Below are 21,959 nucleotides of genomic sequence, written 5' to 3' on the forward strand. Positions count from 1 at the left end.
CACCGCTTAACCAAGTCGACAGACACTAATAAAATTGCACCTAAGGCCAATGCGAACAAGAGGTAAAGCCATGACCAGGCCAAAAACCAAACTAAACGTTAATGACCCTCAACGCTTTCAGACAGGGTCTGGCAGATAAGTTATTGTAAATAAAAACGTATGAATCAATGAATACCAATCAGGTTTTGTAAATGAGTGCCACAATGGGATTCAGAACGTTCAAAAAGTAAGGATGGACACATGAGCCGGCGGGCTGATGCGGTGAAGAAGGTGATGATTGTCGGCAGTAGCGGTGGAATCGGTATGGCCTTGGTGCGTTATTGTCTCGAAATCGGCTGCCAGGTTGCCGCCCTTACCCGCTCCCCATCACCGGCTTTGGCTGCATTGCAACAGGCTGTACCCAACAGATTGGCGATTGTTGAGTGCGATTTGCTTGATCATCAACCGCAAGTAGAAGCACGCCTGTCACTACTTTTTGCCCGATACGGATACCCTGACTGGATCATTAACGCTGCTGGTTTCCTGCATGCTGGCACCACATCGCATTCTGATTTGCACAAAGGGCTAAAGGATGGGCTAAACAAAGGTGCCAGTGTTGCCCACATTAAGAGAGAACCACTTAACCAAAGCCGAATTCCCACAGCTTCTACTCAGCCTCAGATATCACAATGCCAGATGCCGGAAAAACGCTTGTCAGAGATCACGCCAGCTTTCTTAGAGCACAATCTTCGCGCCAACCTTTACCTCAGTATCGCGCTTGCTCAGTGTTGTGATAATCTGCTTCCCCGCTGTACACCGTTCCGGTTTGCCTGTTTATCAGCGATGGTGGGATCAATCGCCGATAACCATTCGGGAGGCTGGTACAGTTACCGCATCAGCAAAGCTGCGCTCAACATGTTTCTCAAAACACTGAGCCTCGAATGGCAACGCCAGTTTCCTAATGCCTGTGTGGCGGCCATTCATCCGGGTACGACCGACACCCAGTTGTCGGCTCCCTTTCAATCGCGTATTACGGCAAGCAAATTGTATTCGTCGGACATTTCGGCCCGGCGGATCGTCAGTGTGATCGAGTCACTGACACCGGAGCAAAGCGGGCGCTTCTATCACTGGGACGGGTCAGTACTTTCCTGGTAATCCCGTTGCGGCAATGAACAATATCCACCTATCAACACAGACGCTTAGTGCTTGTAAATCAAAAACTCGCCTTTTCCTACCGGAACCAGTGCTGTGTCAAATCCGGTCTCCTGTATGAAGTAATTCATAAAAGGTTGCAGCTCTTGTTGATGGGAAATGGCGTTGTCGCACACCAGAAGGCCCCCGGATGCCAGCAACCGTGTCAGGTCCGGCAGCATGGTCATATATGCACTGCGATCCGCATCCAGGAAAATAAAATCAAACGGTGTGGTCAGAATGGTGAGCAGCGCCGTGGCATCCCCTTGCATGATGTCAATGCGTTCCGCCAAACCCGCCTGCAGAAAATAGTGCTGTGCCTCTTCGATCTTATGCGGATTATGCTCCAGCGTTGTTACCATGCCCGATGGCCCTAATGCATTCGCCAACCACAGTGTCGAGTATCCATTGGATGTCCCGATTTCTAATACCCGCCGAGCACCGCTGGTTTTAACCAATACCTGCAACAGCTCTCCTGTGTCCTTGGTGATATTAAGATATTTTCGCGCACGCTCGGTTTCCGCAGCGTCGTTTTCAAGTCCTTTGCGTTCAATATCCGTCAGCAATGATTGTAAATCCCTAGCCATCATCCGTATCCTTTTTAAGCAACCTGCTCAGCCGTGTTTATAACCAAACCTCGGCACCAAACACTATTCGAGCGCCCGGTGCGCCCCGCAGCAAGAATAGCCTCCGATTTCCTGGCTCCTGTAAAAATTCCTTCAGGTTGAGACCCTAGCCACACATTCCACCAAAACAATCACTCCCCCTCACACCCAATGAATAAGCGTGTTGAAAAATATATTGATTAACAAAATGTTACACATGCCGAGCGCGCCACTTTAACGGGTGACCGACCCAAAAATATCAAAAAGAGAATAAAAGGTGACGAGAAGTAACGGAATGGCCAAAGGACACATGCCAGTAACACAGGAGACAGAAAAAGCGATGGCAGTGAAATACGACTTTCGAGTTGCTTCCCGGAGCTGGAGATATAGAGGGGAGGAAAAGACTATACAGGGCAGCCGCATGACAAGGCAGTCGCATAACGATGATGCCCCGGAAGAAATGAAAAAGCCGCAGCAGGAAAACCTGCTGCGGCTCGAAATGCATGGCGCGCCCTGCAGGATTCGAACCTGCGACCACATGCTTAGAAGGCACGTGCTCTATCCAACTGAGCTAAGGGCGCACACTGCGTAACGCTGAGTTACGGGTCGGGATTATACGTTGCCGAAAATTAACGTCAACGTCTTTCCCCCTATTTTACGAGTATTTGCCATCAAGTGTTTAAACAAAGAGCAATGTGTCGGGGAAATGGTAATCTAATACGACACATCGTTTAGGTAGGCCACACCATAGATTAATCACCAGGATAAGTTCGTAGTGGCAAGCAAACAGAACAGGCTTGTAACAAAATCGTTAAACAAAGTACAAAACACCAAAAGCAAACGTTTGCGCTATAGATCTTACTCACATTCTCTGCGACAATAGCGCCCAGATACACGATTGGTTATCACCGCTCAATGCAGAAACTGCTTTCCTTTCACTCTGCAGTGTTAGTTATGCTGTCGATACCCAATTGTTCAATCAATTACCGACCAAAGGAAAAACATGGCCGCTCAAATTATTGATGGAAAACTAATCTCACAAACGGTTCGTCAAGAAGTTGCCGCTCGCGTTAAGGCTCGTGTCGCTGCTGGACTGCGTGCACCTGGTTTAGCTGTTGTGCTGGTAGGTAATGACCCTGCATCGCAGGTTTATGTCGGCAGCAAGCGTAAAGCCTGCGATGAAGTCGGCTTTCTTTCCAAGTCTTTCGACCTGCCGGCGACGACCACGGAAGCTGAGCTGCTCACTCTGATTGATGAGCTGAACAGAGACAAGGATATTGACGGGATTCTGGTGCAGTTGCCTCTGCCTGCCGGTATCGACAGCACCAAAGTCCTGGAGCACATTGTGCCTGAAAAGGATGTGGATGGCTTCCACCCTTACAACGTCGGCCGTCTGTGTCAGCGCATCCCGAAACTGCGCTCTTGTACCCCGAAAGGGATCATGACGCTGATGGAGCGCTACAATATTCCGGTACGCGGTAAACATGCCGTCATCGTGGGTGCCTCAAACATCGTAGGCCGTCCAATGACACTGGAGCTGCTGCTGGCCGGTGCCACCACCACAACTTGCCACCGCTTCACTCAGGATCTGGAAAATCATGTTCGCCAGGCTGACATTCTAGTCGTTGCCGTCGGTAAACCTAACTTCATTCCGGGTGACTGGATTAAGGAAGGCGCGACAGTGATCGATGTGGGCATTAACCGTCTTGATGACGGTAAGCTGATTGGCGATGTGGAATACGATGTTGCGCGTGAAAAAGCCCGCCACATTACCCCGGTACCAGGCGGTGTCGGCCCGATGACCGTTGCCACGCTGATTGAAAACACGCTACTGGCTTGCGAACAATACCACGGCGACTAAAAGCGCTGGAAAGACCGAAACCGGACGCTTAAACCTGATGCAGTTGTACCCGCCCCAAGTACGGGATCTTCAACTGGTTCAAACATTAGCCGGATCAAACATTAACTGGATCAAAAAAAGCGAGAGGCATCTGCCCCTCGCTTTTTTATGTAATCTGAATCAACAATAACCTGACGGGCGTTTTGTCTGCGCGCTACCCGCAGACGACAGTCTTACAGTTCAGTCTTCAGAGATTGCAGATAAGCTTTGAAATCTTCACCTAGCACATCATGGCGCAGGCCGTATTCCACAAACGCCTTCATGTAACCCAGCTTGCTGCCACAGTCGTGGCTCTTACCAGACATATGGAAAGCATTGACCTGCTGCTTTTCCATCAGCATATCAATCGCATCTGTCAGCTGAATTTCATCACCAGCGCCAACTGGTGTGCGTGACAACAATGGCCAGATCTCTGCCGGCAGGATATAACGACCAACAATAGCCAGGTTAGACGGTGCTTCTTCAAGAGCCGGTTTTTCAACCACTTTGCTCATCGCTGCACTTTCACCCGGTTTCAGCTCTGCCCCGCCCACATCGGCGACACCGTAGCTGGACACCTCTGACATCGGCACAGGTTCAACCATGACCTGGCTGATCCGCGTTTCATTAAAGGCATTCACCATCGCAGCCATATTCTCACGGCGCAGATCGCTGGCAGCATCATCCAGAATGACATCCGGCAGTACCACAGCAAACGGCTCGTCACCGACCAGCGGATAAGCACACAGTACAGCGTGACCCAGGCCTTTCGCCTGCCCCTGACGCACATGCATAATGGTTACGTCTGGCGGACAAATCTTCTGAACTTCATCCAGCAGCTGACGCTTCACACGTTTTTCCAGCGTGGCTTCCAGCTCGAACGAGGTGTCGAAGTGGTTTTCAATGGAGTTCTTCGACGAATGGGTTACCAGAACAATTTCCTTGATACCTGCCGCCACACACTCGTTAACCACATATTGAATCAGTGGCTTATCAACGATAGGCAACATTTCTTTCGGAATGGCCTTTGTTGCAGGAAGCATTCGTGTACCTAGACCAGCAACAGGGATCACCGCCTTACGAACAGAGGAAGTTTTATGCATTATGTTGTTCCATATTTCAATTGTCCCGGCAACTATATCAAAGACTCACGCGCTTACCGAGTCCGGAACTAAAGTTTAATTAAATCTTCGTTCTGAACACTCACCTTCACTGGACGGCCTAACAAGTTGATCAGCATAAAAGAACGCTTCTCTCCGTCCGGTTCCTGGTAAATGGCTTCAATGCCTTTAAATTGTCCCTGGGTCAGTTTCAGCGTGTCGCCCGGTTTAGGCAGGTTGGTCAATTTGGCTTGCTGCTCTTCCGAATCCTCGTTCATCATCAGGCCGTAAATCAGGTCCGGTGACACCACCTGAGGCTTCGCTCCCTGACGAATAAAGTCAGCCACGCCACGTGTTGAACGTACTGTGGTATAGCTGATCGCCTCGGGATCAAAGTACACAAACATGTAGCTCGGAAACAAAGGTTCAAAATCGGTTATCCGCTTGCCACGGATGATTTTTTCTACCGTAACCTGAGGGTAGTAGCACTCAACCCCTTGACGATCCAGATTGATCACCGCTCGTTCTTGTTCACTCCGCTTACAATACAAAAGGTACCAATCTTTCATGCTCGTCTCTGTCCATTCTCAAATTTTTCCGAGCTGCCATTATAGTTTTTACAACCTAAACGACAAACAAATAGTCATTCACCTGCCTCAAATCGGCTAAAAACCGCCCTTTTCACACCAAATTTGTAACAATAATGAATAAAACATCATTCACAACACATAAAACTAAAAATAATCAAAAAATCGAAATTTAATAAATAAATAACCGTTTATTACGAGATTTGTAACAAATGTCGATAGGGAAATCTGAAATTTCAGTTTTGACCGGTTTTCATACAAGCTCTTTTGTATCAATATGTTATCTCGTTTAGATTTTGTTTTGATTTTGTAAAGATTTGCAGTTTATTAATTTGTCATTTATAAATAGCTCCGCATTTGCAAACACAAATCCAACCATTCTTAGAGAATAATTATGAGCAATCTTAAAAGTGGGACCCTGTTGGGCCATCCAAAAGGTTTGTTCTTGCTGTTTGGAACCGAACTGTGGGAACGCTTTTCATACTATGCTATGCGTGCCATCTTGGTACTATACCTCACAGATAAAACCATCAATGGTGGTTTAGGCTGGACAACGCAGGACGCACTGAATCTATATGGTATTTATACTGGCCTGGTTTACATCACTCCTTTAATCGGTGGCTGGATTGCCGATAACTTCCTGGGCCAACGCCGCTCTATCATCATTGGCGGCCTGTTAATGGCACTGGGTCAGTTTACCCTGGCACTACCAAATGACATGGTAGGCACTCACTCTGTTTCGGCCTTCTATCTGGGTCTTGCCCTTCTGATTGTGGGTAACGGTCTGTTCAAGCCGAATATCTCGACTATGGTAGGTGACCTGTATCAGGAAGGCGATCACCGCCGTGACGGTGCCTTCACCATTTTCTACATGGGCATCAACCTGGGCTCACTGCTGGCTGGTATCATTGCGGGTTCTGCATCTGCTGCTTACGGCTGGAAAGCAGGCTTCCTGACTGCCGGTATCGGTATGCTGATCAGCCTGGTGACTCAAATGGTATTTGCTGAGCGCCTGCTGGGTAACATCGGTAAAGTGCCTGCTGCAAAGCGCGCTGCTGAAATGAATGAGTCTGGCAAAAAAGAGCCACTGACCAGGAAAGAACGCGACCGCCTGAAAGTGATTATGATCATGGGTATGTTCGTGGTAATTTTCTGGGCAGGTTTCGAGCAGGCCGGTGGTCTGATGAATATCTTCTCGCAGCAGTACACTGACCGTATGCTGGGTGACTTCGAAGTTCCGGCTGCCTGGTTCCAGTCACTGAACCCGTTCTTTGTTATTACTCTGGCTCCAATCATCGCGTCTATCTGGGTGAAAATGGGTTCTAAAGAGCCAGCGTCACCGGTGAAATTTGCTCTGGGTCTGTTCTTCCTGGCTGCTGGCTTCCTGTGTATGGTTGGCGCGGTACTGGAGCAAGGCGGTGATTTGACCGTGAAGACCTCTATGATGTGGCTGGTCGGTGCATACTTCTTCCATACTCTGGGTGAACTGTGCCTGTCTCCAATCGGTCTGTCTCTGGTCACGAAACTGGCTCCGCTTCGCCTGGCTTCTCTGATGATGGGTGCCTGGTTTGGTTTCAACGCAGTGGCAAACTACGTAGCAGGTATTATCGGTGCCCACGTAGGCGAAGCCGGTCCGATGGCTATCTTCAGTGGTATCGCGATCGCAGCTACTCTGTCTGGTATCCTGCTGCTGATGTGCTCGAACAAACTGATTAGCTGGATGCACGGTGCAGAAGGCTACGTTGAGAAAGACGAGTTGGCAGACGCGAAACCTGTCGAAGCCTAAGCTCAGATATCGATTCAGACGTCCCATCGCCACTGGCCAATACTTTCCGGCACAAAACGTGGCTTAAGATGAGGATAGGATTGAGAATAAAAAAGCGAGAGCCGGGCTCTCGCTTTTTGCTATGTGTGTTTTACGTTGTGATTTGTACTTTGTTTTGTGAATCCAGCAGGGAAAACGACCTACATCACCACCCAACCATCACTATCAAGCCATCACCATCCAGCCATTACTATCAAGCCATTCCTCGGCGTTTCAGAGTCAAACTGAAACTGGTGGTGCCGGTTTCGCACAGAGATAGACGCCCCCCGGAATCGGCCAGTTGGAGCGTCACACTGGCGTTTCGCCGGGCATTATTTCCCAACCATGAACGGGCTTGGATGAGCTGATCACCATCACTGGTTTGCAACATGGCAGCCAGACCCGTCGATACAATAGTGAGAGTCCTGTCGGTGGCATCAAACTGACCGAAAATCGCCCTGATCGGTGAGGCATAGCCTGAATTGAGCATGCCCTTCTCTATCAGCTTGATCAAATCACTCAGATCATACCCTTCCGCCATCCGTGTGCGGAGAAAGTCATTAAAAAAGGCACGAATCAGCAACGTGGTTGCGGTACCGTTATCATCGCCCGAGGCTGAATCCACCACATAGAAAGCCAATCGCCCGTCCATCAGCCAGGTATAATCAAGCAGCACAGGCTGTACATCAGCGGGTTGCAACACACAGTAATTGAGCTGCCAGTCACCCTGTACAGACTCTGTATCCGGCATCAGCCCCAGCAGCAATTCACGGGCTGCGCGAGGATTGGTTTTCAGCTCCTCAATGTGCCACTCCAGCTCTTCATCAATGATGGCTTCGTCATCAACACTCACCCACTGGCTTGAAAATCCGGACGCCCCGGTGATGGAATCCTGCGACTTCAGCACAGAAAGAATCGCTGACTTCAACACCATGATGTTATCCAGCGGTTTAATCAGAAAATCTTTGACCCCGTGGCGCAATGCTGTTGCCACATCCGACATATTCCCGGTACCGGAAATCACGATGATAGGCACCATCGGGTACTGCAACGATACTTCTTCCACAAACTCCATACCGGTGACGACCGGCATTGCCAAATCACACAACAGGACATCAGGCATCCCTTCGCGGAGCGCACGCAAACCTTCCAGGCCATCTTCCGCTTCCCGAACCCGGCAACCTTCATTATTTAAAAACCCAGTCAGCATCATTCTGAAAACCGGGTCGTCCTCGACGATAAGCACGTCTTTACCTTCAAGCAACTTTGACTCCCCTGACGATCTGTACCGATGACTGTCCATTGTGTTGGCTAAATCAGGATGCAATGAATAGCTACTCATAACACTTCGCTACGCAGTGAACTTAACAAAAGCATAGGCCTGATTCTGCCAATAGTCAGTCAATTACAGTTATATAAATAACCAACAATTCTTTTTGTTAAATTCATCAAAATTCAACACCTCCAATCGTTCCAACGTGAAATACTGGAACTTGAGGCAGCTTTTATTCGATAACTATCCGTTTATTGACCCATTCCAGTGTGTTATCTCGCAACCAGATAACTTAGGTCTGCGACTCTACGGGTATGCCTGTGAAGCTTGACCTGATACCCAAGTATTCTGGTCTTTTCGGGAAACCGCCAAAGAGTCAATGGCATATCGAGAAAATTATCGATATCTTGATTTATAGCAAAACTTGTAATGATAACGACATCTTTTGACACATTTTGTTATACAATTCTCGATTATTAAGTTTTCAGTGATGTAGAGTGATGAAGCTTGACGATTTGAATTTATTCCGCATGGTTGTGGAAAACGGGAGTTATACCGCAGCATCTCGCAAAACTCAGGTTCCCGTAGCCACTCTGACGCGGCGTATTCAGGCACTGGAAGAATGCCTGAACATTCGCCTGCTGAACCGTCATGCACGGAAACTCTCCCTGACGGAAGCCGGTCAAAAATTTTACGATGACTGCAGCCCGCTGCTTCAGCGTCTGGTGGATACCGCCGAGCATATCAGCGAAGAATGTAAAGGCGCTGCTGGTAAGCTGAAAATTGCGGCACCATCAAACCTAACCAAGGTTATGCTGCAGCCGCTGTTTAATGCGTTTATGCGTGAGCATCCGGCCATCAATATTGAGCTTTCCATGAGCAATGATCCGGAACTGCTGGATCCAACCGACTGGGATGTCATTTTTCGGGTCGGGCCGCAGCGTGACTCCACCCTGATCGCTCGTAAAGTCAATGCAGTGAAAGACATTCTGGTGGTTAGCCCGGAATACCTGAAACATCACCCGGAGCCAAAGCATGCGCAGGATCTCCACCAGCACCCGTTGCTGAAAGGCAAACCTCTGCTGCGATGGCGCCTGACTGACTGCAATGGCGAAACCATCACCGTCAGTGACCGTGGCCGTTTCGAAGCTAACGAGCTCAATGTTGTCCGCGAGGCATGCATTGCCGGGCTGGGCATTACCCTGATGCCCGATGTCATGCTGGAACAATACATTCAGACTGGCGAATTAGTGCAGATCCTGGATAACTGGTCATCCAATCCGCGGGATGTTTACCTGATGTACAACCACCGCGATTACCAACCAGAAAAGCTGCGCCTCTTTATTGAGTTCGCCAGCGACTACTTCAAGCTGTAGCCCCCCTTTTGCAGCAGGTTTAATCTCAAACCTGCTGCATGCCATTTCTTGCCAAGCCCTCCAACCCCGACTAAATGTTATTAATACTGGCATGATAACGCCTTCAGGCCGCTACCTGTTCGTTGCAACTTGCAACGATAGCCAAGGTGAATTGAGCAATAAACTGAATTGTTCAATAGGCGTTTTCAAGAACAGACGGAGAAGAACACTAAAGATTGGGGAGCGTGTTCTTTGATAGTGGAAATGTGCAGCATGCACAGCACAACGAGGAAACGTTATGATTCTGGGACATTTATTCGGATTGTATACCCATCCCAAGCAGGAATGGCGGGCCATTGACAAGGAGCATGAAGGGATTCAGGGCAGTTTGAGCCACATTATGCTGATTGCTTTGCTGCCACCGATTTTTGCTTTCATCTCCAGTGTGTTTATCGGCTGGCGAATTGGTGTTGGGGAACCTATTTACCTGACCCAAGGCAGTGCGCTCGGCATGTCTGTCGCGATGTATTTTGCGCTGATTGCCGGTGTGTTTGCGCTGGCTTACCTGACTCACTGGATGAGCCACACTTTTGGTTCTACCCCGACATTTACTCAGTCTTTAGAACTGGCAGCTTACACCGCCACCCCACTCTTTATGGTAAGCATCGCTGCTATCTACCCACAGCTTTGGTTTTTGATGCTGGCCGGATTGATTGGCGTAGCCTACTCGGTTTACCTGCTTTATACCGGTGTGCCAATTCTGATGCACATTCCGGAAGAGCGAGGATTTATCTACTCCAGCTCTATTGTCACCTGTGGCTTGGTACTGCTGGTATCAATCATCGCCGGCTCTGTCATCCTGTGGAATATGGGACTCGGCCCGCAGTTTAGCTCTTAGCTCGACATTTTTCCGCAGGCAATGACTTGCGAGCAATAAAAAACGGGAGACACTGAGTCTCCCGTTTTTATTCGTTGCAGCAAGCATGTACTTATCTTTACACGCCTTCGTTGTGCAATTCCAGATTCGCCAGATCCTGCTGGATCTCGCGCTGGGTTTTCGCATCTTCACTGCGCAGTGACTGCAGGTAGTCCAGATACGCCTGATCGATATCGCCGGTTACATAAGTGCCACTGAACACGGACGCTTCAAACTGCTGGATGTCCGGATTTCCTTCGGCAACAGCAGCCACCAGATCGTCCAAGTCCTGGAAAATCAGGCCATCGGCACCAATCATCTTACAGATTTCGTCCACTTCACGACCGTGCGCAATCAGTTCATTGGCACTTGGCATATCGATGCCGTATACGTTCGGGAAACGAACTTCTGGTGCTGCCGAGGCCAGGTACACTTTGCGTGCGCCCGCTTCACGAGCCATCTCAATGATCTGCTCTGATGTGGTACCACGAACAATGGAGTCATCCACCAGCAGAACATTTTTATCTTTGAACTCAGAACGGATCGCATTCAGTTTACGACGAACTGACTTACGACGCATTTGCTGCCCTGGCATGATAAACGTCCGGCCGACATAACGGTTTTTCACAAAGCCCTGGCGGTAAGGCTTATCCAGCGTCTGTGCAATTTCCAGCGCACTGTCACACGAGGTTTCAGGGATTGGAATCACCACATCGATATCCAGGTCGCCCCACTCGCGCTTGATTTTCTCACCCAATTTCTGCCCCATACACACACGGGCACTGTAAACGGACACTTTATCAATGAACGAATCAGGACGGGCAAAGTACACAAACTCGAACACACAAGGGTTCAGAGCCGGGTTATCGGCACACTGTTCAGTAAACAGCTGACCATCAAAAGTCACAAATATGGCTTCACCCGGGGCAACGTCACGCATGAAGTCAAAACCTACAGCATCCAGTGCCACAGATTCCGATGCCACCATGTATTCAATCTGGCCATTCACTTCACGCTTGCCCAGACACAACGGACGAATGCCGTTGGGATCGCGGAATGCCAGCATGCCGTGACCGATAATCATAGACACCACCGCATAGGCACCGGCGACGGTACGGTGTACTTCACGGACAGCTTCAAAAATCTCAGCCGGAGAAATTGGGTATGATTTAGCACCTTCCAGCTGGTAAGCCAGAACGTTCAGCAGAACTTCGGAGTCGGAGGTGGTGTTGACATGGCGGCGGGCTATTTCGAACAGTTTCTCTTTCACTTCGGCAGCATTGGTCAGGTTGCCATTGTGCGCCAGTGAGATACCGTAAGGGGAGTTGACATAAAACGGCTGCGCTTCAGACGCGCTAGAGCTGCCTGCGGTCGGGTAACGGACATGGCCAATCCCGACATTGCCCTGCAAACGCTGCATGTGTTTAGCTTCAAACACATCGCGTACCAGGCCATTTGCTTTTCTCAGACGGAAACGATTGCTTTCCAGGGTAACAATACCAGCCGCATCCTGGCCACGGTGCTGCAGCACGGTCAGTGCATCATAGATAGACTGGTTTACCGGGGTAGAACCCACGATTCCGACAATACCACACATGTCCTAAATCCTCGTCACGCTTTCATAGTCGCTTAGTTAAATTTCAGCGGGTATCCCGCGCCTGCCGGATCCCCGCTGAAACCTGTGTCCTTGTAACTATCAGTGGCCTTTGCCAATCTGATCCCTAATCTTGGACCAGACGCTGTCAGATAGCGCCTGGTAAAAAGCTTGATGTGTCCTTGAGGTAACTGAAGAACCATTCAATGACGACTTTGAACTGAGGGATCAACTGTGACTGTTGCATCCAGTCAGCCTTAGCAAACCCGGTGAAGGCGTCAATGAAAAACAGTATCGCAGCAACAATCAAAACGCCGCGTACCCCACCAAACACAATACCCAGTACCCGATCAGTTCCGGACAGGCCGGTTTTCTGAACCAGTTGGCCGATCACGTAGTTGACGACCGCGCCGACAATCAACGTGGCAATAAACAGGGCGGCGATAGCGCTACCGTTACGCAACATTTCATCCTGAATGTTGGTGAAGTAGGCAGCCAGCTGGGTATAAAAGTTACTCGCGACAAAAAAGGCTGCAAACCAAATCACGAGCGATAAGGCTTCTTTCACAAACCCTCGGATCAAACTGACCAGAGCAGAGAAGCCAATTACGCCTAAAATTACGTAATCAATCCAGATCATCATTTATTGTATTCTTCTTGTTGGAGCGTATTCTAACAGAAAAAATGCTAACGCAAACGTTTTCCTAAGGGTTTAGTGGATTAAATCTGAGCAATCGACCTTTTAATCCGGTTAAATTTTCTAACTCATTGAGCTGGCCGGATAACTTCTCTTTCGAGACATCAGGCCCCACTACGACCCGAGCCAAATCGCCCTTCTTAGGCTGTTTCGGGAAAACATGCGCCTGAAAACCGGCTTCACGTAAACGGCCTACCAGCGAATGGGCGTTATCAAAATTGCGGAACACACCGAGCTGAACGACCCAGCCGCTGTCCTGGTTACCCACTTGCGGTGCCGTCTCCGGCACGGGTGCCACCTTTACCGGTTGCTCTGCGACCTTAGCCGTTACCTTCTCCGTTACCTTTGGTGCCTCAGTTTTTACGGCCGGTCTGGCTTCCGGTTTTGCTTGAGAAACTTCAACCGCCGCTTCCCCATCGTCAATCACAACGGTCACCGGCTCATCCGGCAGAGAAACGTCTGCGAATTCCGGTTCAGGTATGGTTTCAAACTCTACCTCCTCGCTCATCTCAGGTTGCAGAGGAATGCTGGCAAACTGCTCCTGATAATGTTGCTTTTTGCCGTCAAACAAATCCGGCAGGAAGATAACGCCAATAGCAACAAGGATAATAGTGCCTATCAGGCGGCTCTGAAATTTACTTGCCACAATCACTCCTGTTTGTTTACTTCTATGTGACTGGAAATCTGTCCGACAGTGTAAAAGGAGCCAAATACAATTACCACATCCTGAGGCTCCGCCTCTGTCAATGCTTTGTCATAAGCCGCTTCCGGTGAATCGAAGCCCACCGTCTCTGCCGGTAGATGAGCCAGAATCTCAGACGCCGAAGCCGCGCGAGGTCCCGTCAGTGATGCCGGATACCAGCAATCAACCACCCCTTTCATTTCAGCAACCGTAGACGCAATGTCTTTGTCATGCAGCATAGCAACCACAGCGTGAATACGCCCTTTCGCTTCTTTTTGCTTGATCACCGTCAGTTGACGGGCAAAGTACTCTGCAGAATGCGGGTTATGTGCCACATCCATAATGATCAATGGGTGCTCGCCCACTCGCTGCATACGGCCCGGCAGAGACGCACTCGCCAGCCCTTCGACAATGTGTTGGTCAGCAATATCCAGCTCAGCAACAGCAAGGGCCATCAGCGCGGTGGCGGCATTGGGTAACGGCAGTGACGGAACCGGCAGGTTTTCCAGCGTAAATCCGCCGCTGTGCCACGTCCAGCTGTCCTCTGTCAGCGCGTAGTCAAACTGGTAGCCCACCTGATACAGCTTGGCTCCAATGTCGTCAGCATGCGCCGGAACCGTCGCCGGTGGATTAGGCTGGCCACAAATCGCCGGTTTTCCGCTCCGGAAAATGCCGGCTTTTTCATAACCAATCACATTGATGTCATCGCCCAGCCAGTCAACGTGATCAACGGCAAGACTAGTGATCACAGAGACATCATGTTCTGCGATATTGGTGGCATCCAGACGACCTCCCAGCCCGACTTCCAGAACCACAACGTCAACCTTGTTGGTCTGGAACAACCGTAAAGCGGCCAGTGTGCCGAACTCAAATAGGCTGAGGCTGATATCGCCACGCTGCTGCTCAACAAAAGCAAACGCCTCGCTGTGGGCTGCATCCGGCAGTTCGCTGCCGTTAATACGCACGCGTTCGTTGTAACGAACCAGATGCGGCGAGCTGTATACGCCGACCGAGTAACCGGCTTTAAGGAGAATGGATTCCAGAATGGCGCAGGTTGAGCCTTTGCCATTGGTCCCGGCGACCGTGATCACCCGGTTAGCCGGTTTCGTCAGCGCCGCTTTTTGCGCGACGGCCTGCACCCGGTCTAATCCCAGATCAATCGCACTGGTATGGAGCTTTTCGAGATAAGAAAGCCATTCGGCTAAAGGAGAGGTTGCTAGAGGTGCTGTCAATCCGGACATTCTTCTTTATGTTCAGTCAAACCAAAAATATGGGCTCTAATTTAACACCTTATGCGCAGATGCCAAACTGCTGAACCGACATCGGGGAAGAAAAGCCCGTAAATGTCCGTACAGATACAACAAACGGGGCATTCGCCCCGTTTGAATATACGTTGTCAACCAACAAAGAAAAAGGGTGCTCAGAATTACTCTTGAGAGCCTTCCGCTGGTTTCGGCTCTTCTTCTGCCACTTCGATGACAGGAGCAATGACCGGCACCACCATCGGTGATTCTGCATTAGTGAGTTTAGCCACCATGCCACCGATACGCTGGCGCATTTCACGACGGTCAACAATCATGTCAATGGCACCGTGTTCCAGCAGGAACTCACTACGCTGGAAGCCTTCAGGCAGCTTTTCGCGTACCGTTTGCTCGATAACACGCTGGCCGGCAAAACCAATCAGTGCTTTAGGCTCACCAATATTGATATCACCCAGCATCGCCAGACTTGCTGATACACCGCCCATCGTCGGGTCAGTCAGTACAGAAATGAACGGCAAACCTTTTGATGACAAACGCTCCAGTGCAGCACTGGTTTTCGCCATTTGCATCAGAGACATCAGGGCTTCCTGCATGCGGGCACCGCCACTGGCAGAGAAACACACTAGTGCACAGTTGTTTGCAATGGCTTCGTCAACCGCACGCACAAATTTCGCACCAACGACAGAACCCATCGAACCACCCATGAAGGAGAATTCAAATGCACAGGCGACCAGTGGCTGGCCCAGCAGTGTTCCTTTCATGGCGATCAGAGCGTCTTTCTCACCGCTACTCTTCTGCGCGGCAGATAGACGATCTTTATATTTCTTCGAGTCACGGAACTTCAGCTTGTCTTTTGGCTCCAGCTCCGCCGCAATTTCTTCCTGGCCTTCTGTATCGAGGAAGGTTTCCAGACGCTTACGCGCCTTCATGCGCATGTGGTGGTCACACTTCGGGCATACGTCGAGGTTACGCTCCAGATCAGCGTGATAAAGCACTTGTTCGCAAGAAGTACATTTGGTCCATACCCCTTCAGGGATAGACGCTTTGCGGGAAGAAACAATATTGCTTTTTGTAAGGATCTTTTCCAGCCAGCTCATGAATGACCTTTTATGTTCTTAATTTCCCTGCCAATCAGGTGATATACCATAAGCCAATGCGGCAGAGAATTACAAATTCGTTAAATTTCCGAGGTGGAATTAAAGCATAAACTTGTCAGTCTGTAGATAAAAAACTGGTATTACAAGTTGACTCCGACACACCCACCCCAAGGCTGTTGACGCCCTGTTGCAACCTTTTTGTGATTAATCCGGCAGAAATAGCGGACCAATCGGTGCTCGTGGCAACTCAAACTCCGCCGGATAATCGACATCAACCAGATAAAGACCTTCCGCCTTTGCTGTTGCCCCTGCCAAGGTACGATCTTTTTGTTCCAGCAGCCATTTGATCCACTCAGGTTTTTCTTCACCTTTGCCGACTTTGATCAGGCTGCCGGTAATGTTACGTACCATATGGTGGACAAATGCATTGGCTTTAATGTCAATAATCACAAAGTTGCCCTGTCGGCTGACGTTGAGATGCATCAGGTTTCGCCATGGGCTTAATGACTGACAATGCACGGCGCGAAAAGAGGTGAAATCATTTTCACCGAGCAGATACTGACCGGCCTCGTGCATCAGTTTTTCGTCCAGCTCACCATGGTAATGGCTGACACCCTTGCCCAGAATTGCAGGACGCAATGCATGGTTGTAAATAATATAGCGGTAACGTCGCGCCGTCGCACTGAATCGGGCATGGAAATCGTCATTGACCTCCTTTGCCCAACGAACCGCAATGTCTCCCGGCAAGTGGGCATTTGCTCCCATGCTCCAGGCCACCAGCTTACGGTTTACATTGGTATCAAAATGTACCACTTGTCCGGTGCCATGCACCCCGGCATCCGTCCGTCCGGCACACTGTACTTCAATCGGGTGGTTGGCAATTTTACTCAGCGCCTTTTCCAAACGCTCCTGAACACTGTCTACTTCGCGCTGGCGCTGCCAGCCGTAGTATTTTGCTCCGTCGTATTCAATACCTAACGCAATTCGCATAATTTACTTCGTTCTGTCGGACGGCTCTCAGCCGGTGTTACAAAGGGAGGGATTATAGGGAAAAAACCGCTATGTAGCGAGGGGCGAGATACAGCCGATTACAATTAACGTCGCGAATACAGCCCATCCATTCAGCCCTAAGGCGCAATGTAGCGGCCACAGAGACGGCCACAGATAAAAAACAGCCCCTGCACGGCAACGGGCTGGCCCCATCAGTATCGGACGCCTCAACAATAAAAAAACGGGCTCTGTCTTGCAGAGCCCGTTTGCAGATTATTCAATGTCTTACATCGTTTCTGGCAGAGTATGCTGTCAGGCCGAAATGCGAGCCAGTAGGGCTTTGGCTTCCTGCTGCAGCGCGCTGTCAGCACGAACTGCGATTTCCTCCAGCAGCCCCATCGCCCCTTCCTGATCGTTCATTTCCAGATAAGCTTTCGCCAGATCCAGTTTGCTGGCGTATTCGCCACCACTGTCGACATCATAATCGCCAACATTCGCCAGAACATCCGGGAATTCGTCCAGTCCCACCTCAAGGTTCAGCGGTGCATCATCCAAATCAGCTTCCGACTCCGCGATATCCAGATCTTTCATCAATTCATCAATGCTGATATAGCCCTGACGGTTGAAAGACGCTGCGTCGTTTTCGCTGACCGTGTTTACTCCATTCGCGGCAGACTGAGACTCCGGTTCTTGCCCTGCAGAATCTGATGGTTCAGAGACCAGTTCGCTGTCCGCTTCGCTTTCTCCCCAGCTTGCGGCCAACGCTTCGGATTCAGAAATCAGAAGCGATGCTTCGTCATCATCCAGCAGTGTGGTTTCATCAAACGCTGCCACATCCTGATCATCCATTGGCGGCTGCACACCCCAATCTTCGCTTTCCAGCTCAGGATCCGGATTACTCGCCGTCCAAATAGCTTGATCTTCTTCGTTCCAGTCCGGTTCAACGTTATCGACCGTGGTATCTGCGGCAAAATCGGCAAACAGCTGCTCACGTTCCAACTCGGCTTCACTGACCTCTGGCAGAGTAATGTGAGTATCAGGTTGGGCCACATCCGCGAGGCTAACATCTGGCTGGCTTTCAGCCCTCATTCCTGAGTCAGGTGCTGGCTGATGTTCCTGAGCAGAACTGGCGTCGGCTTTTTCTGACATCATCGCAGCGGGCTGCGCCACATTATGTGCTTCCGCCAACGGGTCAAACAGCAAAGCATCCATATCAAGACCAGCGGTATCGACCAGCTCTTCATCGAGCGGAGGCATCGCCGATGCGGTTTGAGCCTTTCCTGACACCGCCATTGCTTCTTCAGCCCCCGGATCCCGCATCACTGTGTCATGCGACAACTCGGTGGCCGTCTGAGTGATATCCCGCAAACCGCTTTCCAGCTCGAATTGCTCCAGCTCATGCTGCTCATCAAACGAAGCCTGCAATGCGTCATCTTCACCAAACTCAGGCAGTGACGCCGGATCCAGCGTTTCAAACTCAATATCCTGACGACCATGGATAGAGTACGACTCTTCCAGACGTTCTGATAATTTTTCTGCCGCTTCAGAGCCAACAATCGCAGCCGTGGCCTCTTCCGTTACGTCAGCGGTAACCTCTTTGGCAATCTCTGGTTGCGGTTGCTGATGTGCCGCGGGCTCAACCGCTTCCGCAGCTTGCTGCAGCTGACGCACGATATTATCGAGTACGGCCTGCTCTTCTTCATCACTGATATCCGGGGTTGCCAGCAACTCTGTTTCAGCTTCCGGATCATTCCACGCGGCTTCTTCGTCAAACTCTGGCAAATCATCCAGATTCAACGGTTCAGTGGTGCCAAAGGCAGCAGGTGCTTCAGACTTCCGGCCAGGTTCATCAGACGCCAGAGCCTGCTGCTCTACGTCAGCCAGGGCTGTTTCTTCATCGAAAATCGGGAAGGCATCGTAGTCATCGCCGGTAAGCACAGGTTCATCAGCAGCACGCTCTGCGATGTCCATCGCTTCCTGCTCATCCAGAGACTCAAGCAGCTGATCGACAGTTTGGCCTAAAGTTTCAACGTCAGCCCCTGCTGTCTCGCTCGCTACAGAACTGTCCAGCAGCGCTTCAATGTCTGCCAGATCCTGCTCAAACGCCTTTGTTTCGACCGTATGCGGCTGAGACATATGTGATTGAGACAGATCTGATTGCGGCAAACTCGAAGAAAGCTGTTCATCCGGCAACGCGTTCGAATCTACGTCATTCGTCGCAGTCTCTTGAGCGGCTAAACCGTCAAGATCCAAACCTTGAATATCCAGACCTTTATGAGCGAGACCTTCACTATCTACATCTTGAACATCTGCGTCTTTTTGACGGACGGCATCTTTAGCATCAACGCTTTCAGCATAAACAGCTTCATCATCGGCGATTCCTTGATCCGCGCCATCTTCATCAGCGCCAGTTACCGCTTGCGTCTCTTCTTTAATGTCATCGGCTTCAGGTTCTACAGCAACGGATTCAATAGCTACAGGTTCAGCCGTGTCAGATTCCGGCGCAAAACCGTCGGACTTCTTAGCTTCCGGTTCAAGTTCCGGCTCAAACAGTAATTCCGACTCAGTTGCATTGAGTTCGGCTGCGCTGTTCTCGTGCGCCCAATCATCGGATTGAGAATCGGCCAGAGCGGCCAGTTCCTGATCCAGCCAGGCTTCTTCATCATCAATGTCCAGCTCAGGAACAGGGCCATCAATCAGTTCATCCAGCAGCGCGGTGCTGTTTTCATCCAGTTCAATATCCGGTACGTCGAGCGGATCCTCGTTATCGATCAGTTCATCCAGCAGTGCGGTACTGTCTTCTTCCAGTTCAATGTCGGCAGACAGCCCGTCATCTTCATCCTCGACCAACTCATCGAGCAGTGACACACTGTTAGCGTCCAGCAAATCATCAATATCGTCCTGAGCCGTGGCCGTCAGTAATTCTGCATCTGCCAGCGCCTGATCAATGGCAGACTGCTGCTTTTCTTCCTCTGCCAGAGTGAAAATAGCGTCTTCTTGGGCGGCTTTACTCTCAGTATCAATGTTGGCCAGGCTGGTATCCGCAAGATCAGCATCACTGCTAAACCCGGCAAACAGTGCATCCAGATCATCCTGATTGATAACATCATCTTTATCGGCACGGAGCGTCGCACTGTTTTGTTCTGCCACTGAGTCAGCATCTTCCAGCAGATCGTCCAGCATTGACTGATTCAACAATTCGTCACTGTTGTCGTCGGTGTCCAGAGAGAGATCAAAGCTGTCTTCATCATCGTCATCGGATCGCAGCGATTGCTCCCACATTGCTGCAAGAGCTTCATCTGAGCTACTGTCCGCTTTCTGATCTAGTTCATCCAGCGCTCGCTCCATGTCCTGCAGGCCAATGGCTTCATCATCCCCTTTCACAGAAATGCTGCTGGCGGCAAGGCTCGATTCAAAATCCAGATCGTTGTCGTTGTTAAAGCTGTCTTCCACCGATTTTGCAGCTTTATCCTCTGCGGCAAACAGGCTGTCTTCCGGATCATCAAATAAGCTGTCATCACCGAACAAGTCATTAATCGGGTCGTGCTCTTCCTCCGGATCCGCCACCGGTTTTTTCGTCCTCAATGGCAGCCAGAGGTGGCGCCATCACCGGGTCAGACGCATCTGGGGTGTTATTTGAAGAGCTCTCGTCCTGCTCTTCTTCTTTACGACGACCGAGCAGGAAATACGCCAGCAGCGCCGCGATAAGCCCGCCAGGAATCAACCCCATTGCCGCCAGCGCCCACGGATTGTCGATCATACGATCGAACCAGTTAGGCTCCGGTGTCGCAGGCTGAACGTTCTGCACCTGATGGCGCTGCTGCTCAATAAAGCCTTTGATTTCGCTGCGAAGCGCCTCGTCCTGTGTGATCTGCTCTTTCATTGCCGCAACTTCATGCTGCATTTCAGCCAGCCTGACACGCAGCAGGTGGTTGCTTTCCATCAGCTTCGCAACTTGCTCATCAGATGCTTGCAACTGTGCCTGAAGCGCCGTTGGTTTAGACGGAATCAGTGCTTGCGCTGCTGTTTGCTGTGCTTCTTGTGTGTCCACAGCCGACGACGATTGAGGCGTGGTGGCTTCTGTCACTGCTGGCTGAGGAGCGATCGGGGTTGCCACAACCTTTGGCGCAGGGTTCGACTGCTGAGCCGACTTTGGCGTTGGTTTAGGTTGCGGCTTAGGCTGAGCCGTTGTGGTCTGAACCTGAGGTGTCTGGGCAGACCTGGTTTGAACTGAGGTTGTTTGAACAGACGAAGTCTGGGCTGGCGACGGTGTCGACGTACGCTGAGCTGTCCGCTTATCCGTTTCCAGGCGTTGCTTGACACGGTCAGTGTTTTCCTGACGCATTTGCTGATGAGTCGGTACAGCGAGGATACTGCCCGGAATCAGACGGTGAAGATTTCCGTTTTCAAAGGCCTGCGGATTCTGGCTATAGAACGCCCCAATCACCTGATAAATGGATACCTGATCATTCGGCCGGTAACGGGACGCAATTGACCACAGCGTTTCCTGATTTGTTGTCGGCCCGTAACGATGTACAGAACGCGCTGCCTGACTTGAAACCGGTTGGGATACCGTGGTTTGGGCAGCAGGCTGATCTTCAGATGACGGGCCAATAATGCGAATGGTATTCGCCTGTACCGGTAAATGAATGGCGGTTGCGGAGAAAAGCACCGGAATTATAAGGCGTTTTATCATCTTCACTTTCTCAGTCACTGCCTGTTGTCCTCGCTGGCAGAAATAATCACAAATCAGGCACCTGGAGTGGCTCACCTGGTTTCTCTGGTTAATGATACAAGAATAATGATTATCGGCCTACGCCCCTGAAACTAAAGAGCGAGTTTGTGAGCAAGGTTCAGGAATGTTTCTGGTATCAGTATGTTCAGCCAATAAAAAAGTCCATGCCGCCTGGCATGGACTCTTAACAAAAATGCATCACAATGCGTAATC

General features: G+C 50.4%; 17 protein-coding genes and 1 tRNA gene. 5 read left to right on the plus strand and 13 right to left on the minus strand.

Annotation, left to right across the window (positions count from 1 at the left end):
• The first annotated feature begins 240 nt into the window (after positions 1 to 240).
• Positions 241 to 1,134, plus strand: a complete 894-nt coding sequence (locus tag FH974_RS11150) for an SDR family NAD(P)-dependent oxidoreductase (protein ID WP_053061941.1) — start codon at positions 241 to 243, stop codon at positions 1,132 to 1,134.
• Positions 1,135 to 1,178: 44 nt separating this feature from the next.
• On the opposite strand, the gene FH974_RS11155 is transcribed toward FH974_RS11150, so the two are convergent.
• Both FH974_RS11155 and FH974_RS11160 read right to left on the minus strand, forming a co-directional pair.
• The gene (locus FH974_RS11155) at positions 1,179 to 1,757 is read right to left on the minus strand and encodes an O-methyltransferase (RefSeq protein WP_047887556.1); all 579 of its coding nucleotides are present in this window, start codon (positions 1,755 to 1,757) and stop codon (positions 1,179 to 1,181) included.
• Positions 1,758 to 2,279: 522 nt separating this feature from the next.
• Positions 2,280 to 2,356 (minus strand) — tRNA-Arg (locus FH974_RS11160).
• Positions 2,357 to 2,778: 422 nt separating this feature from the next.
• Here FH974_RS11160 and folD point away from each other — a divergent pair.
• Complete coding sequence (folD, locus tag FH974_RS11165) at positions 2,779 to 3,636, plus strand: bifunctional methylenetetrahydrofolate dehydrogenase/methenyltetrahydrofolate cyclohydrolase FolD (RefSeq protein ID WP_047887555.1); 858 nt, start codon at positions 2,779 to 2,781, stop codon at positions 3,634 to 3,636.
• Between the two features lie 212 nt (positions 3,637 to 3,848).
• Here folD and galU read toward each other — a convergent pair whose 3' ends face one another.
• Positions 3,849 to 4,757: a UTP--glucose-1-phosphate uridylyltransferase GalU gene (galU, locus tag FH974_RS11170; protein ID WP_047887554.1), complete on the minus strand. Its 909-nt coding sequence runs from the start codon at positions 4,755 to 4,757 to the stop codon at positions 3,849 to 3,851.
• A 68-nt stretch (positions 4,758 to 4,825) separates the two neighbouring features.
• Entirely contained in the window at positions 4,826 to 5,323 is a 498-nt protein-coding gene (gene rfaH / locus FH974_RS11175) for a transcription/translation regulatory transformer protein RfaH (RefSeq protein ID WP_047887553.1), read from the minus strand.
• Positions 5,324 to 5,735: 412 nt separating this feature from the next.
• On the opposite strand from rfaH, the gene FH974_RS11180 reads away from it, so the two are divergent.
• Positions 5,736 to 7,127, plus strand: a complete 1,392-nt coding sequence (locus tag FH974_RS11180) for a peptide MFS transporter (RefSeq protein WP_047887552.1) — start codon at positions 5,736 to 5,738, stop codon at positions 7,125 to 7,127.
• 232 nt (positions 7,128 to 7,359) lie between these two features.
• Here the strand turns inward: FH974_RS11180 and FH974_RS11185 are convergent, their stop codons facing one another.
• Positions 7,360 to 8,409, minus strand: a complete 1,050-nt coding sequence (locus tag FH974_RS11185; protein WP_047887551.1) for a response regulator — start codon at positions 8,407 to 8,409, stop codon at positions 7,360 to 7,362.
• 509 nt (positions 8,410 to 8,918) lie between these two features.
• Between FH974_RS11185 and FH974_RS11190 the strand changes: the two genes are divergently transcribed.
• Entirely contained in the window at positions 8,919 to 9,794 is an 876-nt protein-coding gene (locus tag FH974_RS11190) for a LysR family transcriptional regulator (RefSeq protein WP_047887550.1), read from the plus strand.
• Positions 9,795 to 10,071: 277 nt separating this feature from the next.
• A complete protein-coding gene (locus FH974_RS11195; protein ID WP_047887549.1) occupies positions 10,072 to 10,671 on the plus strand; it encodes a Yip1 family protein in 600 nt (199 codons plus the stop codon).
• A gap of 97 nt (positions 10,672 to 10,768) precedes the next feature.
• On the opposite strand, the gene purF is transcribed toward FH974_RS11195, so the two are convergent.
• The 8 genes from purF to FH974_RS11235 form a co-directional block, all read right to left on the minus strand.
• The gene (purF, locus tag FH974_RS11200) at positions 10,769 to 12,286 is read right to left on the minus strand and encodes an amidophosphoribosyltransferase (protein ID WP_047887548.1); all 1,518 of its coding nucleotides are present in this window, start codon (positions 12,284 to 12,286) and stop codon (positions 10,769 to 10,771) included.
• A gap of 145 nt (positions 12,287 to 12,431) precedes the next feature.
• Positions 12,432 to 12,923, minus strand: coding sequence for a colicin V production protein (cvpA, locus tag FH974_RS11205; RefSeq protein ID WP_047887580.1), 492 nt, complete (start codon positions 12,921 to 12,923; stop codon positions 12,432 to 12,434).
• A 64-nt stretch (positions 12,924 to 12,987) separates the two neighbouring features.
• Entirely contained in the window at positions 12,988 to 13,626 is a 639-nt protein-coding gene (gene dedD, locus FH974_RS11210; RefSeq protein WP_047887547.1) for a cell division protein DedD, read from the minus strand.
• A gap of 2 nt (positions 13,627 to 13,628) precedes the next feature.
• The gene (gene folC, locus FH974_RS11215) at positions 13,629 to 14,903 is read right to left on the minus strand and encodes a bifunctional tetrahydrofolate synthase/dihydrofolate synthase (protein WP_207103279.1); all 1,275 of its coding nucleotides are present in this window, start codon (positions 14,901 to 14,903) and stop codon (positions 13,629 to 13,631) included.
• A 185-nt stretch (positions 14,904 to 15,088) separates the two neighbouring features.
• Complete coding sequence (gene accD, locus FH974_RS11220) at positions 15,089 to 16,021, minus strand: acetyl-CoA carboxylase, carboxyltransferase subunit beta (RefSeq protein ID WP_047887545.1); 933 nt, start codon at positions 16,019 to 16,021, stop codon at positions 15,089 to 15,091.
• Positions 16,022 to 16,225: 204 nt separating this feature from the next.
• Positions 16,226 to 17,011: a tRNA pseudouridine(38-40) synthase TruA gene (truA, locus tag FH974_RS11225; RefSeq protein WP_047887544.1), complete on the minus strand. Its 786-nt coding sequence runs from the start codon at positions 17,009 to 17,011 to the stop codon at positions 16,226 to 16,228.
• Positions 17,012 to 17,323: 312 nt separating this feature from the next.
• The gene (locus tag FH974_RS11230; protein WP_207103280.1) at positions 17,324 to 20,578 is read right to left on the minus strand and encodes a FimV/HubP family polar landmark protein; all 3,255 of its coding nucleotides are present in this window, start codon (positions 20,576 to 20,578) and stop codon (positions 17,324 to 17,326) included.
• Positions 20,544 to 21,707, minus strand: coding sequence for a FimV/HubP family polar landmark protein (locus FH974_RS11235; protein ID WP_207103281.1), 1,164 nt, complete (start codon positions 21,705 to 21,707; stop codon positions 20,544 to 20,546). Before FH974_RS11235 ends, FH974_RS11230 begins: the two co-directional genes overlap by 35 nt.
• Positions 21,708 to 21,959 lie beyond the last annotated feature (252 nt).

This window comes from Photobacterium ganghwense, assembly GCF_017329545.1.
Lineage (GTDB): Bacteria > Pseudomonadota > Gammaproteobacteria > Enterobacterales > Vibrionaceae > Photobacterium > Photobacterium ganghwense.

Excerpts from the sequence above, each read along its gene's own strand:
- FH974_RS11150 (WP_053061941.1), top strand. The coding sequence starts at position 241 with ATGAGCCGGCGGGCTGATGCGGTGAAGAAGGTGATGATTGTCGGCAGT.
- FH974_RS11155 (WP_047887556.1), bottom strand. The coding sequence starts at position 1,757 with ATGGCTAGGGATTTACAATCATTGCTGACGGATATTGAACGCAAAGGA.
- folD (WP_047887555.1), top strand. The coding sequence starts at position 2,779 with ATGGCCGCTCAAATTATTGATGGAAAACTAATCTCACAAACGGTTCGT.
- galU (WP_047887554.1), bottom strand. The coding sequence starts at position 4,757 with ATGCATAAAACTTCCTCTGTTCGTAAGGCGGTGATCCCTGTTGCTGGT.
- rfaH (WP_047887553.1), bottom strand. The coding sequence starts at position 5,323 with ATGAAAGATTGGTACCTTTTGTATTGTAAGCGGAGTGAACAAGAACGA.
- FH974_RS11180 (WP_047887552.1), top strand. The coding sequence starts at position 5,736 with ATGAGCAATCTTAAAAGTGGGACCCTGTTGGGCCATCCAAAAGGTTTG.
- FH974_RS11190 (WP_047887550.1), top strand. The coding sequence starts at position 8,919 with ATGAAGCTTGACGATTTGAATTTATTCCGCATGGTTGTGGAAAACGGG.
- FH974_RS11195 (WP_047887549.1), top strand. The coding sequence starts at position 10,072 with ATGATTCTGGGACATTTATTCGGATTGTATACCCATCCCAAGCAGGAA.
- purF (WP_047887548.1), bottom strand. The coding sequence starts at position 12,286 with ATGTGTGGTATTGTCGGAATCGTGGGTTCTACCCCGGTAAACCAGTCT.
- cvpA (WP_047887580.1), bottom strand. The coding sequence starts at position 12,923 with ATGATCTGGATTGATTACGTAATTTTAGGCGTAATTGGCTTCTCTGCT.
- folC (WP_207103279.1), bottom strand. The coding sequence starts at position 14,903 with ATGTCCGGATTGACAGCACCTCTAGCAACCTCTCCTTTAGCCGAATGG.
- accD (WP_047887545.1), bottom strand. The coding sequence starts at position 16,021 with ATGAGCTGGCTGGAAAAGATCCTTACAAAAAGCAATATTGTTTCTTCC.
- truA (WP_047887544.1), bottom strand. The coding sequence starts at position 17,011 with ATGCGAATTGCGTTAGGTATTGAATACGACGGAGCAAAATACTACGGC.
- FH974_RS11235 (WP_207103281.1), bottom strand. The coding sequence starts at position 21,707 with ATGATAAAACGCCTTATAATTCCGGTGCTTTTCTCCGCAACCGCCATT.